The 16,255-nt window shown below is 32.3% G+C and carries 18 protein-coding genes; 2 read left to right on the forward strand and 16 right to left on the reverse strand.

What is annotated here, in order from left to right; genetic code table 11:
- Positions 1–9 precede the first annotated feature (9 nt).
- Positions 10–1,557: a hypothetical protein gene (locus tag G5V56_RS02055; RefSeq protein WP_166960541.1), complete on the reverse strand. Its 1,548-nt coding sequence runs from the start codon at positions 1,555–1,557 to the stop codon at positions 10–12.
- Between the two features lie 104 nt (positions 1,558–1,661).
- On the reverse strand, positions 1,662–2,630 hold the full coding sequence (locus tag G5V56_RS02060) for an endonuclease/exonuclease/phosphatase family protein (RefSeq protein WP_166960543.1): 969 nt from the start codon (positions 2,628–2,630) through the stop codon (positions 1,662–1,664).
- Between the two features lie 73 nt (positions 2,631–2,703).
- Here G5V56_RS02060 and hflX point away from each other — a divergent pair, with 73 nt between their 5' ends.
- Positions 2,704–3,918: a GTPase HflX gene (gene hflX / locus G5V56_RS02065; RefSeq protein ID WP_166960548.1), complete on the forward strand. Its 1,215-nt coding sequence runs from the start codon at positions 2,704–2,706 to the stop codon at positions 3,916–3,918.
- 51 nt (positions 3,919–3,969) lie between these two features.
- Here hflX and G5V56_RS02070 read toward each other — a convergent pair whose 3' ends face one another.
- From G5V56_RS02070 to G5V56_RS02120, 11 genes are all read right to left on the reverse strand, one after another.
- Entirely contained in the window at positions 3,970–4,917 is a 948-nt protein-coding gene (locus G5V56_RS02070; protein WP_166960551.1) for a DUF3078 domain-containing protein, read from the reverse strand.
- Positions 4,918–4,974: 57 nt separating this feature from the next.
- A complete protein-coding gene (locus G5V56_RS02075; RefSeq protein WP_166960554.1) occupies positions 4,975–5,916 on the reverse strand; it encodes a DUF3078 domain-containing protein in 942 nt (313 codons plus the stop codon).
- A gap of 71 nt (positions 5,917–5,987) precedes the next feature.
- The gene (locus tag G5V56_RS02080; protein WP_166960557.1) at positions 5,988–6,494 is read right to left on the reverse strand and encodes a DUF2480 family protein; all 507 of its coding nucleotides are present in this window, start codon (positions 6,492–6,494) and stop codon (positions 5,988–5,990) included.
- A 15-nt stretch (positions 6,495–6,509) separates the two neighbouring features.
- Positions 6,510–6,836 carry a DUF59 domain-containing protein gene (locus G5V56_RS02085; RefSeq protein ID WP_166960560.1) on the reverse strand — a complete coding sequence of 109 codons (327 nt, stop codon included), beginning with the start codon at positions 6,834–6,836 and terminating at the stop codon, positions 6,510–6,512.
- 10 nt (positions 6,837–6,846) lie between these two features.
- Positions 6,847–7,269, reverse strand: coding sequence for a SufE family protein (locus G5V56_RS02090; RefSeq protein ID WP_166960563.1), 423 nt, complete (start codon positions 7,267–7,269; stop codon positions 6,847–6,849).
- A 38-nt stretch (positions 7,270–7,307) separates the two neighbouring features.
- Positions 7,308–8,096 (reverse strand): META domain-containing protein, encoded by a 789-nt coding sequence (locus tag G5V56_RS02095; RefSeq protein ID WP_166960566.1) that lies wholly within the window; start codon positions 8,094–8,096, stop codon positions 7,308–7,310.
- Between the two features lie 45 nt (positions 8,097–8,141).
- Positions 8,142–9,356: an aminotransferase class V-fold PLP-dependent enzyme gene (locus tag G5V56_RS02100; RefSeq protein WP_166960569.1), complete on the reverse strand. Its 1,215-nt coding sequence runs from the start codon at positions 9,354–9,356 to the stop codon at positions 8,142–8,144.
- 136 nt (positions 9,357–9,492) lie between these two features.
- Positions 9,493–10,806: a Fe-S cluster assembly protein SufD gene (sufD, locus tag G5V56_RS02105; protein ID WP_166960572.1), complete on the reverse strand. Its 1,314-nt coding sequence runs from the start codon at positions 10,804–10,806 to the stop codon at positions 9,493–9,495.
- Positions 10,807–10,816: 10 nt separating this feature from the next.
- On the reverse strand, positions 10,817–11,569 hold the full coding sequence (gene sufC / locus G5V56_RS02110; RefSeq protein ID WP_166960576.1) for a Fe-S cluster assembly ATPase SufC: 753 nt from the start codon (positions 11,567–11,569) through the stop codon (positions 10,817–10,819).
- A 66-nt stretch (positions 11,570–11,635) separates the two neighbouring features.
- Positions 11,636–13,084, reverse strand: a complete 1,449-nt coding sequence (sufB, locus tag G5V56_RS02115) for a Fe-S cluster assembly protein SufB (protein WP_166960579.1) — start codon at positions 13,082–13,084, stop codon at positions 11,636–11,638.
- Positions 13,085–13,110: 26 nt separating this feature from the next.
- A complete protein-coding gene (locus G5V56_RS02120; RefSeq protein ID WP_166960582.1) occupies positions 13,111–13,440 on the reverse strand; it encodes a HesB/IscA family protein in 330 nt (109 codons plus the stop codon).
- A gap of 246 nt (positions 13,441–13,686) precedes the next feature.
- Between G5V56_RS02120 and thiL the strand changes: the two genes are divergently transcribed.
- Positions 13,687–14,733 carry a thiamine-phosphate kinase gene (thiL, locus tag G5V56_RS02125; protein ID WP_166960584.1) on the forward strand — a complete coding sequence of 349 codons (1,047 nt, stop codon included), beginning with the start codon at positions 13,687–13,689 and terminating at the stop codon, positions 14,731–14,733.
- Here the strand turns inward: thiL and G5V56_RS02130 are convergent.
- The 3 genes from G5V56_RS02130 to G5V56_RS02140 all read right to left on the reverse strand — a co-directional run bounded on the left by G5V56_RS02130 (position 14,723) and on the right by G5V56_RS02140 (position 16,160).
- Positions 14,723–14,971 carry a hypothetical protein gene (locus G5V56_RS02130; protein WP_166960587.1) on the reverse strand — a complete coding sequence of 83 codons (249 nt, stop codon included), beginning with the start codon at positions 14,969–14,971 and terminating at the stop codon, positions 14,723–14,725. The two genes, thiL and G5V56_RS02130, sit on opposite strands and share 11 nt — an antisense overlap.
- 85 nt (positions 14,972–15,056) lie before the next feature.
- Complete coding sequence (locus G5V56_RS02135; RefSeq protein WP_166960590.1) at positions 15,057–15,320, reverse strand: hypothetical protein; 264 nt, start codon at positions 15,318–15,320, stop codon at positions 15,057–15,059.
- A gap of 60 nt (positions 15,321–15,380) precedes the next feature.
- Positions 15,381–16,160, reverse strand: coding sequence for an alpha/beta fold hydrolase (locus G5V56_RS02140; RefSeq protein ID WP_166960593.1), 780 nt, complete (start codon positions 16,158–16,160; stop codon positions 15,381–15,383).
- Positions 16,161–16,255 lie beyond the last annotated feature (95 nt).

The following is a 16,255-nucleotide window of genomic DNA, read 5'->3' on the forward strand; positions in this document are numbered from 1 at the left end:
TTTTAATGGTTAAAGTTCTTCTTTAGACCATTGAGCTCTTTTTGCTAAATCAGGGTGGTTAGGAATATAAGAGAGCCCTTTTGTATATATTCTATAAGAAGATTGATATTTATTTTTGTAATAGTAATAATTACCGGCTTTAAGATATAAATCGGCAATTAAAACCTTATTGACGTTATCAACTAAATTATTGTCATCCACAAGAGATTCAAATTTTTTTAAGTAATCTGTACCCGTTTCAATTTTTTTACTTTGGAAATTTATTAAAGCAATGTTACCATAAAAGTGTGCTAAGCTTATATTATAGCGGTTATTGGATTTTAAAAATGTATACTTTTCACTCATTTCAAGAAAAGATTCCAAAGAACTCAAATCATACATAGAAAGCATAACCTTTTTGAAGCAAGCATATTCTATAACTTGTTCTGCTGTTTTGCTTTTTGGATTTAAAAGTAAAATTTCATCACAATAATCCAATGCTTTATCTAATTCTTCATCGGTAGCTGCAGCTCTAGCTAAGTAATCATATAAAAATTCTATTGTTTCGTTTTTTACTTTTTCAGTTTGAATAGTTTTAAATTTCTCTATTGCTTGCTCAATAAACACATTATTAGTGTCATCATGTTCAATCATTTTAAAAAGTAAAGATTTTACATTACTAATGCTATAATCTTCGGGATAATTTGAAATGGCTAGCAATTCAATTAAATAGTCTATGTCATCTATCTTATTAAATTCTAATTCATTGACTTTTGTAAACATTATACTCTTGAGGATGGGTTTAATAAGAGGTGATGAATAGAAAACTTTAGATTTTCTTAAATTATTCAAAGCATTGTCGTAATCTGAATCGTTTAATTTAGTTAATCCATTGTTGTAATATTGCATGCCTATTAAAGCTTTTTTATCAATAAACTCCTTCCCGTAATAATAATCTTCATAAAATTTTATATAACCCTTATCGAGCACTTCTTCTAGGGTCACTAGTTTATAGGCAATTAACTCATCTATAATTTTTTTCACTTCAGACTCTTTAGGAATTGTAAAACCATAAGCACCAGGAACAGTAGTCTCTAAATATATTTTATAGGTATCTGGATAGGCAATTAAAAAAACGTGTGAAGGGGTTTCTTTTACATGATAAGGGATATCTAACTCATCAAAGGTAAAAGCATATAGTGCGGAAGCTGTTACACAGTTGTATGTTCCATTATTGAAAATATCAGTAAAATAGGAATCTAAAACATATTTCTTAAAAAACCTACTATGTATTTCGTCATATATTTCTTTGACTCTTCTTTTTTCTTTTTTAGCTTTATCTTCTTTTAATGGAAAAGTTTTAATTAGAGATAATATTTCTTGTTTATATTTTTTAACGGTTTCATGATTCATCGATGAATCAATAGCAAATAAGCTTTCTAAAAAACTATAATTTAAAGAATCTTTTTTGTACGAATTAAAAATGTCTTTTTCAAAAGAAGACGAATATGTTTGTCCATGAAAATTAAAAATGGTTAATAATGTAATTACCAAAATTATTATTTTGCTTTTTTTCATGAAAAGACTAGTTCTATATATTAAATAACTAAATTAATTAATTTATAGGAAAAATAACATGTTAATCTATTTTTTTATTTTGATTCTTTGCTAAAAAAACAAATTTACTTCTTAAAGATAGCATACACGGGAAAATGGTCGCTATAACCGCCTTTGTATTTTTTACCAACATAGGTTCTAAAAGGAGTACCTTTAAATTTACCATTAAAAAGTTTTAAAAAATCTTCGTCAAAAATATTGGCCGTATCAAATTCTAATTTGTCGGGGGTACTTTCAAAAAAATTAGTTGAGATGATAATTTGATCAAATAAATTCCATTGGCGGTTATAGTTAGTCGTTCCTCTATTAAAAGACCGTAAGGTGTCCATGGCATTGTATAAGTTAGATTCGTGGACTAAATGTTTAATGCTATTGCTAGAAGGATCATCGTTAAAATCACCCACAACAATAATTTTGGCGTTAGGGTCATCTAATCGTAAGCTATTAATTACCTCAATAACTTTGTTAGAAGAAGCCATGCGTTTAGGCTCGGTTTCTTTTTCGCCTTCTCGTCTGGACGACCAATGATTTACTATCACATGAATATCTTCGTCTTCAAGCACCCCAGAAACCAATAAGATATCTCGCGTATAATCAGGTGTTCCATCATCATCAACCAAATGAATTCTAAAGGTTTCAGAATGTGTTACTTGAAAACAGGTACTGTCATAAAGCAACGCAACGTCTATTCCGCGTTCGTCTAACGAATCGTAATGCACAAAACCATAATTGCACTCACTTAAATGTTTGGATGCTAACAGATCTTTTAAAACCGTGTCATTCTCTACTTCCGCTAAACCAACAATGGCCGGGTGTTTACCGGTCTCTTGCAATCCTATATTCGAAATGGCAAAACCTAATTTCCTCAGTTTGTTTTCATAGCGCTTATGGGTCCATTTTTTTACCGAAGTTGGTAAAAAGTCATTATCATTTGTTTGTTGATCATCTTGGAGGTCAAACAGGTTTTCAAGATTATAAAATGCTACGGTATGTAAGTTGGAAGTTTTTGTAGGTTTTTCTAAAAAGTCAGCCATGATTTAAAAATATCGTCAAAAATATAAAAATTAAAACGGATGCAATTGCGTAACTTTGCATATAAATTTTTTTATGTTAGAGAAGAAAGATATTGCTTTAGAAAGAGCCGTTTTAATAGGGGTTGTTACTAAAGATCAGGATGAAGATAAATCTAAAGAATATTTAGATGAACTAGAGTTTTTAACATTTACGGCTGGTGGATATGCCGTAAAACGCTTTACTCAAAAGATGGATATGCCCAATCCTAAAACCTTTATGGGAACAGGGAAAATTGAGGAAATCAAGAAATATATTGATGAAAACGACATTGGCACTGCTATTTTTGATGATGAATTGTCATCGGCACAAGAGCGAAATATTAGTAAGATTCTTAATTGTAAGGTGCTAGACAGAACCAATTTAATTCTCGATATTTTTGCACAACGTGCTCAAACCAGTTATGCAAGAACTCAAGTAGAGTTGGCGCAATGTGAATATTTATTACCTCGTTTACGTGGTATGTGGACGCATCTTGAACGCCAAAAAGGAGGGATTGGAATGCGCGGACCTGGTGAAACAGAAATTGAAACCGATAGGCGTATTGTGCGCGATAAAATAGCTTTGCTTAAGGAACGTATTAAAACGATTGATAAGCAAATGTCTGTTCAGCGAGGTAATCGTGGTGCTATGGTTAGAGTTGCTTTAGTTGGTTATACTAATGTTGGTAAATCTACCTTAATGAATGTGATAAGTAAAAGTGAGGTATTTGCCGAAAACAAATTGTTTGCTACATTGGATACCACGGTTAGAAAAGTAGTGATTAAAAATCTGCCTTTTCTGCTATCTGATACTGTAGGTTTTATTAGAAAATTGCCTACACAACTGGTTGAAAGTTTTAAAAGTACCTTGGATGAAGTGAGGGAAGCAGATTTATTACTTCATATTGTTGATATTTCACATCCTAACTTTGAAGAGCATATAGACTCCGTCAATAAGATTTTAGGAGAAATAAAAAGCTCTGATAAGCCAACCATTATGGTATTCAATAAAATTGATTCCTATTCAGCAGAGCCTTTAGATGAGGATGATTTAGAAACTGAGCGAACAAAGAGTCATTATTCATTGGATGAATGGAAACAAACTTGGATGAGTAAACTTGGCAATAATGCTTTGTTTATTTCGGCATTAAATAAAGAAAATTTAGAGGATTTTAAAAAACGTGTGTACGAAGAAGTGAGACAAATTCATATCACACGATTTCCATACAATCATTTTCTGTATCCGGATTATGATGAAAATCAAGCATAAAAAAAGCGCTTCTTTCAAGGAAGCGCTTTTTTGTATTTATAGACTGTAGTATTAAAATTTATAACTTAAACCAACTGTGTAATACGTTTGTAATTTATTATCTACGTTATCAAACGTTGGCTCAGTTTGAGTAGGAACTGCTAACGGGTCAAACTGCCCTAAAGCATAATTTAAAGCTTCTTGTTTATTACTTCTTAAACCAAAATCAAAACCTACACCAATCATTTTCCATAAGGTATATCCAAAGGAGTTTGTCCAAGTAAAGTTAGACAAGTCACTGCTTTTATAACTTTGGAATGTAGAAAAGTTACTTTTAAAGTTTATGGCACCAATTTGTCTTGTGTAATCTGCAACAATTTTAGCTCCTAATGATGACTCAAAAACAGTATCATTATTACTAAACACAAAATTGTAGTTTAATGGATGAATAACGACAATTAAATTTTTTATTGGTGTCCAAGTAGCACCAACACCAAGATCTAAATAGCCTGGATCATTAAAATTATTTAATAGTGTGGTTCTGTATTCCATTAATCCAGAAACCGCAAATGCTTTAGTAATATTTCTACCATACAACGATGATATGTTAAACACATCTGTTGTAGGCTTAAAGCTTTTATCATCGGTAGTAATATCTTTGTTGTCTAATTTTACCCAATTTAAATTGGTAGTCAATGAGTTTCTCCAAAAAAACTTTTCCTCAATTAAATTAGCATAACCATTAAAAGTAATTCCAATATTTCCAGATGCGTTATTTGGTGCTCCTTGCGAGTACCAGTTATTAAAGTTAGAGATGTTACCACCAATGGTTCCAAAGGCACCAACTCTCCAGCCTGGAAGTGCATCTATTTGCGCTTGTAGAGCATTAGCTTCGGCTTGTAAAGCATTAGCTGCAGCTTGCTTTTCAGATTTTTGAGCTTGTAACTCTTCTTTAGTTTGTGCATTTGCCGTTACTATTCCTAAAAGGAAAATGGCTAAAAAAAATAATTTTCTATTCATGTTTGTAAGTTTTTTCCAAAAATAATTAAATTCTAATTTTATTCCAGAGTCTAATAATTAAAATTTATAGTTTAAGCCAAGAATCCAATATGATTGAAGTTTATTACTAATAGTATCAAACGTTGGCTCAGGATCTCCACTTGTTGCATCATAATTAATAGCATTAAACTTTAAGGCTTCCTGTTTGTTACTTCTCAATCCAAAGTCAAAACCAACTCCTATCATTTTCCACAAAGTGTAACCGAAAGAGTTGTTCCAAGTCCAGTTTGATAAATCTGAACTCTTGTAACTTTGGAACATAGATAAATTAGTTTTGAAACTAATTTCCTTTATTTGTCTGGTATAATCTATAAGTATTTTTGCACCATAAGATGATTGAAAAATGGCATCTGATTTACTAAATACTAAGTTGTAGTTTAATGGATGAATAACAATAACAAGGTCTTTAATTGGTGTTAAAGTTGCTCCAATACCAGCATCGAGATATCCAGGATTATTAAAGTTGTTTAAAATAGTTGTTCTGTACTCGCCTAAGCCAGAAAGCGCAAATGTTTCACTTAATTTTTGTCCATATAACGAAGATATATTGAAAACATCTGTAGCTTCGCGCCATCTTTTATTATCATTCGGATTGTCTTTATCATCAAACTTAACCCAAGACAAATGCATATTTCCTGCATTTCTCCAAAAGAAGGATTCTGTATCAAGATTAGCAAAAGCATTAATGGTAAAACCAACATTACCAGACTTGTTGTTAGGTGCTTTTTGAGCATACCAGTTATTAAAGCTAGAAACGCTTCCTCCAACAGTTCCAAAAGCTCCTTTTTTCCAGCCTGGAAAGGCATCAATTTTACCTTGGGTTGTGTTAACACGATCTTGAGCGATTTTAAGAGAGTCTTTTTGTACAGCAAGTGTTGCTTTTAGCTCTTCTAAAGTTTGAGAAAAACTTAATGATGTAGTTAAAAATAATGCTAAAATTAAAAGTGATTTCTTATTCATTTGTTAATGAAAATTAATTTTTTAACGCGCAAAGATAAAACATAAAAAGTAATTAACTAGTGAAGAATGTATTACTTGTTTTTATACAACGGCACAGAAGAACAGGCTTCTCCATACATGATAGATTTAGCCACTGGTTTAAGTTTGTTGGCTAACATAATATAAGCATTTTGAGGCACTGGTTTTTTAGAACAACCTTTAATAATAACAGGTTTGTCTTTGAATTCTGAAACATCTAAAGGGTTTAAAACATCTTGGTAAATTGAGGTTTCAAGTAGCTCTAGGCTACCAATAATTATTTTTTTAGCAAAAGGCTCTAAGTGAATACTGATTAAAATAAATGCCCAAGCAGGAATAATGGCATCACTGCTGCAGGTTAGCGCTACATAAGTATCTTTTAATTGAGACCAGTCATATTGCGTCACTTGGTTTCTAAAGTCCTTCTCACGCAGCACAAATCCTTCAAACAACCAGTCTTTAATATCAAACAGAACACGTTTGCCTTCAGGATAATAGTCTTCAAGGTTGACAGTAATTAATTTGCTATTCGCTACGCGATTAATGATTTCGTCTTGCATTTTAAATAAAATGAATTAAAGCATCCCTAATTCAAGCTTTGCTTCTTCACTCATCAACTCATGTGTCCAAGGCGGATCAAAGGTAATTTCTACTTCGGCACTTTTTACAGCGTCAAGTGATTTGATTTTTTCTTCAACTTCTAGTGGTAAAGTTTCTGCAACAGGACAATTAGGAGTTGTTAAGGTCATTAAGATTTTAACATCATAATCTTCGTTAACAAAAACATCATAAATCAATCCTAATTCATAGATGTCTACGGGAATTTCGGGGTCATAAATTGTTTTTAAAACGCCTACTATTTTCTCTCCTAATTCTGTGGTATTTATTGTTGGTTCACTCATCTTTATAAACTTATTTAAGTTGTGTTTGGTATGCTATGGCATACATTTTTAACTGTTTTATCATACTTACTAAACCATTAGCTCTAGTTGGCGATAAATGTTCTTTTAATCCTATTTTCTCTATAAAGTCCATATCGGCATCAATAATATCTTTAGGATGCTGATTTGAAAATACTCTAATTAAAATAGCAATAATTCCTTTGGTTATAATAGCATCACTATCGGCTGTAAACTGTATTTTGTCATCATTCATTTCAGCATGTACCCAAACTTTACTTTGGCAACCTTTTATAATATTACTATCGGTTTTATATTGGTCGTCAATTAATGGTAAATCTTTCCCTAAATCAATCATATATTGATAGCGTTCCTCCCAGTCCTCAAACATGGAGAACTCATCAATAATTTCATTTTGTATGTCTTCAATAGTCATAATCATCATTTTAAACAAAAATACAATAAGAAATGTTGCTATTCAATATTTTCTGAAATTGATAGGATTTCTTTAACAAGAGGTTCGATTTCTTTGGGCGGATGACCATGATCGAAACTTGCTGTCTCATAGGTGGTTCCGTCGATTGTTATTTTTAAGTTTGCAATTGCAGCGCCATCAAAAAAGCGATTTTCAGTTGGCGCTTTTAAATTAGGGATGTTTTCAAGATCAACCGTTTTAAGAGTGTTTATAATATTCTCCCAAGCGTTGTCACTACAGGTTTTAATAATTGGTTTTGTATTACGTTTATTAATGACTGTTATTTCTTTTTTATTTATGGTTATGAGTTTGTAAAAACCTCTTGAAAGGGCAGAATATTCAAAAGTAATATTGGTGCTTTTTTGTGTTTTAACCATTGTTAAAACAACATCGGAATTACTAATTAATTCTATAATAGAATCATTGCGTTTTATATGATTGATTGTTGATAGAACCTCAAGGAATTTTGATTCAATTTTATTGTTGTCCTCGGAGCAAAACATTTTTGTACTTGCTAAAGGACTAAATGAAAGATTGGATGAATGATATGAGTAATTTCCAAAAAAACGATTGCAACCAGAGAAACCATTTACTTTTTGTAAGGTGTCAATAAAATTTAATTCCAAGTTGTATTTTGTAACATCTTCATTACGCAGTGTTTTTACAATGTATTCGCCATTTAGCATGACCTGTGAATTTTGTTGTTTCTGATTTAAATTAGATGCAATCTTAGTGCTATTACAATTATTTAAAGTAAGGAAACTTAATAATATTACAATAATTTTCATACTCATGTTTTTACATTAAGAAACTACAAAAAGAAGGCCAAGATTTTAAGCCAACATCATATTAGCCTTTTTAACTGCTGTAACTAAAGAATCAATTTCCTCTTTTGTGTTATAAAAAGCGAAGGAGGCTCTAACGGTTCCAGGTATTTTAAAGTAATCCATAATAGGTTGTGTGCAGTGATGCCCTGTTCTTACAGCAATTCCCATTTTGTCTAAAATGGTTCCAACATCATAGGGATGAATGCCTTCAAGATTAAATGAAATAACGGATGCTTTCTGTTTAGACGTTCCGTAAATTTTCAGACCATCTATCTCAAGAAGTTTTTCGGTAGCGTATGCAAGTAGCTCATGTTCGTAAGCAGCAATCGTTTCAAAACCTATAGCATTCATATAATCTATAGCAGCTCCAAAAGCAATACCGCCACAAATATTTGGGGTTCCAGCTTCAAACTTATGAGGTAAATCTGCATAGGTTGTTTTTTCGAACGTCACCTCAGCAATCATTTCACCACCACCTTGATATGGTGGTAATTTGTTAAGCCATTCTTCTTTTCCGTAAAGCATGCCAACACCTGTTGGACCACACATTTTATGAGCGGAAGCCACATAAAAATCTGCATCTAAAGCTTGAACATCTGGGATTATATGCGGGCAAGCCTGTGCGCCATCAATTAAAACGGCTGCACCAACGTGATGCGCTTTTTCAATGATAGTTTTTATAGGATTAATAGTTCCAAGAGCGTTTGATACATGATTTACAAAAACTAGTTTCGTATTTTTAGAGAGTAGTTTGTCGTATTCAGAAAGTATCAATTCGCCTTCTAAGTTCATAGGAATCACTTTTAAAATGGCTCCCGTGCGTTCGCATAACATTTGCCAAGGCACAATATTACTGTGGTGTTCTAGGGCAGAAACAATAATTTCATCGTCTTTTTTTAAGATGGAAGAAAAACCGTTTGCTACTAAATTAATACTGTGTGTTGTGCCTGATGTGAATATAATTTCATGTATAAACTTAGCGTTAAAATGCGCTTGAATTTTTTGTCTTGCTTGCTCGTATTTGTCGGTTGCTTCTTGACTTAACGTGTGTACGCCACGATGAATATTGGCGTTGTAATTTGAATAATAATCAACGATAACATCTATTACTTGTTGTGGTGTTTGCGAGGTGGCTGCATTATCAAAATACACCAAAGGTTTGCCATTGACTTTTCGAGAAAGTATGGGGAAGTCTTTTCGAATGGTTTCTACGTTGAACATAGCGTTGTGTTTAGCCCCGATAGCAGCGATATCCTTTTTTGCTTTTTTTGGCAAAAAAGATAAAGCGTATAGCGGGAAATAGCTTCAAAAAAATAAAAATTTAGTTCTTATTAAGAGATTCCTGCTTGCGCAAGAATTACAAATCAAATCCGATATTAACGCCCAGTTTGTTAGCAATAATTTTGGTAATGCGTTGTTTTATTTCTGGTATTTTAACCGAATTCAACACGTTGTTACTAAAGGCGTACATAAGTAAGGCCTTAGCTTCCTTTTGTGGGATTCCGCGCGAACGTAAATAAAACATGGCACTTTCATCTAACTGACCAATAGTACAACCGTGAGAACATTTTACATCGTCTGCAAAAATCTCTAGTTGAGGCTTCGTATTGATGGTTGCTTTATCACTAACTAAAATGTTTTTATTGGATTGAAAAGCATTGGTTTTTTGAGCAATTTTATCGACAATAATTTTACCGTTGAAAACTCCCGTAGAATTTTCGCCAAAAACACCTTTGTAATCTTGATGACTTTCACAGTTAGGCTCCATATGGTGAACCAAAGTATTGTGGTCTACATGCTGTTTGTCGCCAATAATAGTAATTCCTTTTAGTGTAGAATTAATACGTTCACCTTGTTGCGAGAAATTAAGATTATTTCGAGTTAATTTTCCGCCAAATGAGAATGTATGAACCGAACAAATACTTTCTTGCTTTTGCTTGATATATGTATTATCAATTAAAGACGCATTTTGATTATCGTTTTGAATTTTATAATAATCTACAATAGCACGTTTGTTTATAAAAAGTTCTGAAACGCTATTGGTTAGCACAGGATTATCATTTAAACTTTGATGACGTTCGATAATTTGTACATGAGAATTCTCATCGACCACAATTAAATTACGTGGTTGTAACATGATTGCCGATTCATTTCCTGTTGAAAAATGGATGATTTGAATAGGCTTAGCCACCATTTTATTTTTTGGAATATGAATATAGGCACCTTCACTTGAAAACGCTGTATTTAAAGATGTTAAACTTTCTTGTTTAGCAATCTTATTAAAATAATTTTCAATTAAAATACGGTATTTTGGTTTTGATAATGCCGATGACATCAAACAAATATCCATACCATCGTGTGTTGTTTGAGATAGGTGTGATGAATATTTTCCATCGATAAAGACAATTTTATAAGAATCTATATCATGAATGAAATATTTTTTTACATCATTATATTCAATAGCATTTTCCTGTTTAGGGAATACACTAAAGTCGTTTTTTAAAAGACTATTTAATGAAGTGTATTTCCAAGACTCTTCTTTTTTTGAAGGAAAGCCTTGTTCTTGAAAATTTTTAATAGCGTTGGTTCTAATAGAGTGTAAATAAGAATCTTCGTCTAAATGATTTTCAAAAGCCCAGAAGGATGATATTAGTTTTTCTTTTAAATCCATTTGCTTTTTTTTAAGCGTTCACTTCTTCTTTAATCCAATCGTATCCTTTTGCTTCTAACTCATGAGCTAGTTCTTTAGTTCCGGATTTTACAATTTTACCGTTATGTAATACATGTACAAAATCTGGTACGATATAATCTAATAAACGTTGGTAATGCGTAATGACTAATACAGCGTTGTCTTTACTTTTTAGTTTGTTAACACCATTAGCAACAATGCGTAGCGCATCAATATCAAGACCAGAATCTGTTTCATCAAGGATAGCTAATTTGGGTTCTAGCATTGCCATTTGAAATATTTCATTACGCTTTTTCTCGCCTCCAGAAAACCCTTCGTTTAATGAGCGCGATAAAAACTTTCTGTCCATTTCCAACAACTCTGCTTTTTCACGAATCAGTTTCAACATGTCTTTTGCAGGCATGTCTTCAAGTCCTTTAGCTTTACGAGACTCATTGATAGCTGTTTTTATAAAATTAGTTACTGAAACACCTGGTATTTCAACTGGATATTGAAAGGACAAAAAGATACCTTTGTGAGCACGATCTTCGGCAGCTAATTCTTCAATATCTTCACCTTCAAAAAGAATGGTTCCTTTAGTAACTTCATAGTCTTCTTTGCCTGCAATAACCGATGCTAATGTGCTTTTTCCAGAGCCGTTAGGGCCCATAATAGCATGAACTTCACCTGGATTTATTTCCAGATTTATACCTTTTAAAATCGATTTATCTTCAACACTTGCGTGTAGATTATTAATTTTTAACATTGTTTTTATTTTATATGAACGCTAATTCTAAATTCTTTGTTTTTTAAAGTTGTACAGATGTCTTTATTATCCAACAGACCCTTCTAAACTTATTTCTAATAATTTTTGAGCTTCTACAGCAAACTCCATTGGGAGTTTATTAAGAACTTCTTTACTAAAACCATTTACAATTAAGGCAATGGCCTTTTCTGTATCGATACCACGTTGGTTACAATAAAAAATTTGGTCTTCACCAATTTTACTGGTTGTAGCTTCATGTTCTATTCTAGCGGTTTTGTTTTTTGCTTCTATGTATGGGAATGTGTGAGCACCACAGTCATTACCCATAAGCAAACTATCACATTGCGAAAAGTTTCTTGCATTTTTAGCACGTGCATGAACTTGCACTAAACCGCGATAACTATTTTGTGATTTACCTGCCGAAATACCTTTTGAAATAATGGTAGATCTCGTGTTTTTACCTAAGTGAACCATTTTAGTACCTGTATCAGCTTGTTGGTGATTGTTGGTTACAGCAATTGAATAGAATTCACCAACAGAGTTATCGCCTTTTAATACACAACTTGGATACTTCCAAGTAACGGCACTTCCTGTTTCTACCTGAGTCCAAGAAATTTTTGCATTTTTCTCACATAACCCACGTTTAGTCACAAAATTATAGACACCACCTTTACCTTCAGAATTTCCTGGATACCAGTTTTGAACGGTGCTGTATTTTATTTCGGCATCATCTAATGCTATTAATTCTACAACGGCTGCGTGTAACTGATTTTCATCTCTACTAGGCGCGGTACACCCTTCCAGATAGCTTACATAACTACCTTTATCTGCAATAACAAGGGTTCTTTCAAATTGACCAGTTCCTGCTTGATTAATTCTGAAGTACGTAGACAATTCCATTGGGCATTTGACGCCTTTTGGCACATAACAAAAAGAACCGTCACTAAATACGGCGCTATTTAAAGCGGCATAAAAGTTGTCTTTTTGCGGAACAACAGTTCCAATATATTTTTTTACTAATTCAGGGTGTTCTTTGATAGCTTCGCTAATCGAGCAAAATATGATACCTTTTTCGGCTAAGGTTTTTTTAAATGTTGTAGCAACAGAAACCGAATCAACAACGACATCCATAGCAACCCCACTCAATTTTTTTTGTTCATCCAATGAAATTCCTAGTTTAGCAAAGGTTGCTAATAATTCAGGATCAACTTCATCAAGACTATTGTACTTTGGTTTTTTGTTTGGAGCCGAGTAATAAGATATGGCTTGAAAATCTGGCTTTACGTATTTAACATTGGCCCAATCTGGCTCAACCATTTTTTCCCAAGCACGAAATGATTCAATTCTCCAATCAGTCATCCATTGAGGTTCTTCTTTTTTGAGAGAAATCGCTCTTACAATATCTTCATTTAAACCAATAGGAAACGTATCAGATTCTATATCCGTATAAAATCCATATTCGTACTCTTTGGTTTTAAGTTCTTCTCTTAAATCGTCTTCAGTATATTTACTCATTGTATTTGTTGTTCAATATGATTGTTTTATAGCGAAAAAGACTCGCCACAACCACAAGTTCTGTTTGCATTTGGGTTGTTAAAAACAAACCCCGTTCCGTTAAGTCCACCTGAATATTCAAGCGTGGTACCTATAAGGTATAAAAAGCTTTTCTTGTCTACAATAATTTTCACATCATTATCTACAAAAACTTTATCGCCTTCATGATTCTCTTTATCAAACTTTAAATCGTAAGATAAACCAGAACAACCGCCACTTTTTACACCAACACGTACATAATCAGAAGCTGGATTATAACCGTCTTCTTGCATAAGTTCAATGACTTTTTTCTTAGCTGTATCTGAAACTTTAATCATATTTATTATGTGGGTTTCACCCCTTTAATGTTAATTTTTATTGGTTGATAAATGAAATTTTCAATACTATTATCCTCTTTTTTTTATTAAGAAGGTTTCTAAATAGAGTACAAATATACAATATAAGTCATGGATTTCCACATATACTAACATTATATTAGTAAATGCGTTTATAGGTTTTTCTTATGGATTTAGAAAGAGAAGATTATTGTTAAATTATACAAATAAGCTTCTTATTTTTGCAGCATGATAGAAGATAAAAACCAACAGCGCACAGCTTTAAGTGATTTAGGTGAATTTGGACTTATAGATCATTTAACTAAGAATTTTAAAATAAATCATAAGTCAACCATCAAAGGTATTGGTGATGATGCAGCAGTTTTAGATTTTAAAAATGAAAAAATTGTTGTTACGACAGATTTGTTAGTTGAAGGCGTACACTTTGATTTAAGTTATATGCCTTTAAAACATTTAGGCTATAAAGCAGTTATAGTTAATTTGTCCGATGTTTATGCCATGAATGCAACACCAACTCAAATTACAGTCTCAGTTGCTGTCTCAAATAGATTTCCGTTAGAAGCTTTAGAAGAATTGTATGCTGGTATAGAAACGGCTGCATCAATTTATAATATTGACGTTGTTGGAGGAGACACAACTTCATCAACAAAAGGTTTATTAATTTCAGTTACTGCCATTGGTATTGTTAAAGATGACAATGAAGTGTATAGAAGTGGTGCTAAACCAAATGATTTATTGGTTGTAACAGGAGATTTGGGAGGAGCTTACATGGGCTTGCAGGTTTTAGAAAGAGAAAAGGAAGTTTATAAAGTAAACCCCAATAATCAACCAGATTTAGAACCTTACACCTATATTATTGAGCGTCAATTAAAACCTGAAGCAAGAAAAGATATTGTTAAGTTGCTAAAAGACTTAGAGGTAAAACCAACGTCGATGATTGACATTAGTGATGGTTTGTCTTCAGAGATTATTCACTTGTGTAAGCAAAGCAATGTAGGTTGTGATTTGTTTGAAGAAAAAATTCCATTAGATCCTACTGTAATTTCAACCTGTGAGGAATTTAATATTGATAGTACTACGGTTGCTTTAAATGGAGGCGAAGATTATGAATTGTTGTTTACTATATCGCAAGACGATTTCCCTAAAATAAAAGCCAATCCTAATTTAACAGTTATTGGTTTTATAAAAGAAAAAGAGGCTGGGTTGCATCTTGTAACAAGAGCAGAAACAAGAATTCCTATTAAGGCCCAAGGATGGAAAAATTTTAGTGCCTAAAAACTAATAAGTCATTAAAAACTATTTTCTCTTTTGATTTTTCTTTACGTTTATTATGAATTCGTTCTAAAACATCATTGATTTCTTTAAACTTAGGAGAAAGTTCAATTAAAGAGCCATTTCCGTTAGTAGTTAACTGTTTTTTACAATTTTTACAAGTGTACTCTTTGACATGATAGGTGACATTTCTGGTTATACGATAATCGTGACCAAATACCTTACATTGAATGTGTTTCATAAAAAAACGTTTGCTTTTTAAATTAATAACTTTTGGAGAGCTCCTAAGTTATAAAAACGTTTTTGATGATTAAAGCAGTGTATTGTTAAATCGATGAAGTGATCAATTTCTCCTTTGAACGTTCCAGCCTGGAGTTATGAATGCGCTCTAAAATGGCATTTATTTCTTTAAACTTGGGCGTAAGTTCTGTGAGATGGCCATTACTGTTAGTTGTCAATTGTTTTTTGCAATGTGTACAAGTGTATTCTTTAACAAAGTAGGTAACTTTTTTAGATACTACAAAATCATGACCAAACAGATTGCAATACATGGTTGGTATGAATGCTGGTTTATTTGTAGTTTTTTTCATGTGCATTTGGTTTATTTAGGATATAAATATAGAAAAAAAAACTACAAAAACGTTTAAAGGTTATATTTTTTCGACGAAATGCAATATAGTACGTAGGAATAAGCTCTTATTTTCTACGTGACTCATGTGCCCATCCGGAAATTCAACAATTTCAATAGTTGACTTCTCGCTTTGCTTTTTTAAAGCTTCGTAATCTAAAACAGGATCTTTTTTGCTTATTATCATTAGCTTTTTGAAATTGCCATCTCTGAATATTTCTATTCTATTCTTTCTTACTTTCATGCCTTCAAGAGCAGCTACAATACCTTGTACGGGCATTTTTAAAGCTTCTTCTTTGATGTGTTTAATTTCTTTTGAAAATAGTCTTCTGTTTTTTGGTCTAAATAAATTTACAATAGCAATCCGTATAAACGATTTATGATTCTCTTTTACCGCAAGAATAGCACGATCTCTATTTTTTTTACGTTCAGTAGTATCATCTTCTGCGGTTGAGTTCATAAGGCATAAACCAAGAACTTGTTTTTTAAATTTTTCAGCAAAAGCTAACGCCACATAACCACCCATGGAGTGCCCAATAAAAATAGAGTTTTTAATATTCAAAAAGTCAAGAACAGCTTTTACGGCTTCGGCCATTAATTCCATACTATGCACATAACCTAAACATTCTGTTTTACCATGTCCAAGTAAATCAATACAGATAATCCTATTCTTTTTTGATAGTTCCGTAATAAAAGGTTGCCACATGCTCGTATTCTCTAAAAATCCGTGCAGTAAAACAACGGGTATTCCTTGTCCATGATCGGTGTAAAATATCTTTATGCCTTTGTGTTGTAAAATCATTTTTTAAAAGTGTTGGACAAAGATATCATTGCGTTATCAATAAAACTAAACAAAGCTATGTATTTATCTTTGTGTTATTTAAAGATTTTTTAGTT

This window comes from Yeosuana marina, from assembly GCF_011762485.1.
GTDB lineage: Bacteria > Bacteroidota > Bacteroidia > Flavobacteriales > Flavobacteriaceae > Yeosuana > Yeosuana marina.

Bases quoted from the DNA above. Each gene is read 5' to 3' on its own strand.
- G5V56_RS02055 (WP_166960541.1), bottom strand. From the start codon at position 1,557: ATGAAAAAAAGCAAAATAATAATTTTGGTAATTACATTATTAACCATT.
- G5V56_RS02060 (WP_166960543.1), bottom strand. From the start codon at position 2,630: ATGGCTGACTTTTTAGAAAAACCTACAAAAACTTCCAACTTACATACC.
- hflX (WP_166960548.1), top strand. From the start codon at position 2,704: ATGTTAGAGAAGAAAGATATTGCTTTAGAAAGAGCCGTTTTAATAGGG.
- G5V56_RS02070 (WP_166960551.1), bottom strand. From the start codon at position 4,917: ATGAATAGAAAATTATTTTTTTTAGCCATTTTCCTTTTAGGAATAGTA.
- G5V56_RS02075 (WP_166960554.1), bottom strand. From the start codon at position 5,916: ATGAATAAGAAATCACTTTTAATTTTAGCATTATTTTTAACTACATCA.
- G5V56_RS02080 (WP_166960557.1), bottom strand. From the start codon at position 6,494: ATGCAAGACGAAATCATTAATCGCGTAGCGAATAGCAAATTAATTACT.
- G5V56_RS02085 (WP_166960560.1), bottom strand. From the start codon at position 6,836: ATGAGTGAACCAACAATAAATACCACAGAATTAGGAGAGAAAATAGTA.
- G5V56_RS02090 (WP_166960563.1), bottom strand. From the start codon at position 7,269: ATGACTATTGAAGACATACAAAATGAAATTATTGATGAGTTCTCCATG.
- G5V56_RS02095 (WP_166960566.1), bottom strand. From the start codon at position 8,096: ATGAAAATTATTGTAATATTATTAAGTTTCCTTACTTTAAATAATTGT.
- G5V56_RS02100 (WP_166960569.1), bottom strand. From the start codon at position 9,356: ATGTTCAACGTAGAAACCATTCGAAAAGACTTCCCCATACTTTCTCGA.
- sufD (WP_166960572.1), bottom strand. From the start codon at position 10,806: ATGGATTTAAAAGAAAAACTAATATCATCCTTCTGGGCTTTTGAAAAT.
- sufC (WP_166960576.1), bottom strand. From the start codon at position 11,569: ATGTTAAAAATTAATAATCTACACGCAAGTGTTGAAGATAAATCGATT.
- sufB (WP_166960579.1), bottom strand. From the start codon at position 13,084: ATGAGTAAATATACTGAAGACGATTTAAGAGAAGAACTTAAAACCAAA.
- G5V56_RS02120 (WP_166960582.1), bottom strand. From the start codon at position 13,440: ATGATTAAAGTTTCAGATACAGCTAAGAAAAAAGTCATTGAACTTATG.
- thiL (WP_166960584.1), top strand. From the start codon at position 13,687: ATGATAGAAGATAAAAACCAACAGCGCACAGCTTTAAGTGATTTAGGT.
- G5V56_RS02130 (WP_166960587.1), bottom strand. From the start codon at position 14,971: ATGAAACACATTCAATGTAAGGTATTTGGTCACGATTATCGTATAACC.
- G5V56_RS02135 (WP_166960590.1), bottom strand. From the start codon at position 15,320: ATGAAAAAAACTACAAATAAACCAGCATTCATACCAACCATGTATTGC.
- G5V56_RS02140 (WP_166960593.1), bottom strand. From the start codon at position 16,160: ATGATTTTACAACACAAAGGCATAAAGATATTTTACACCGATCATGGA.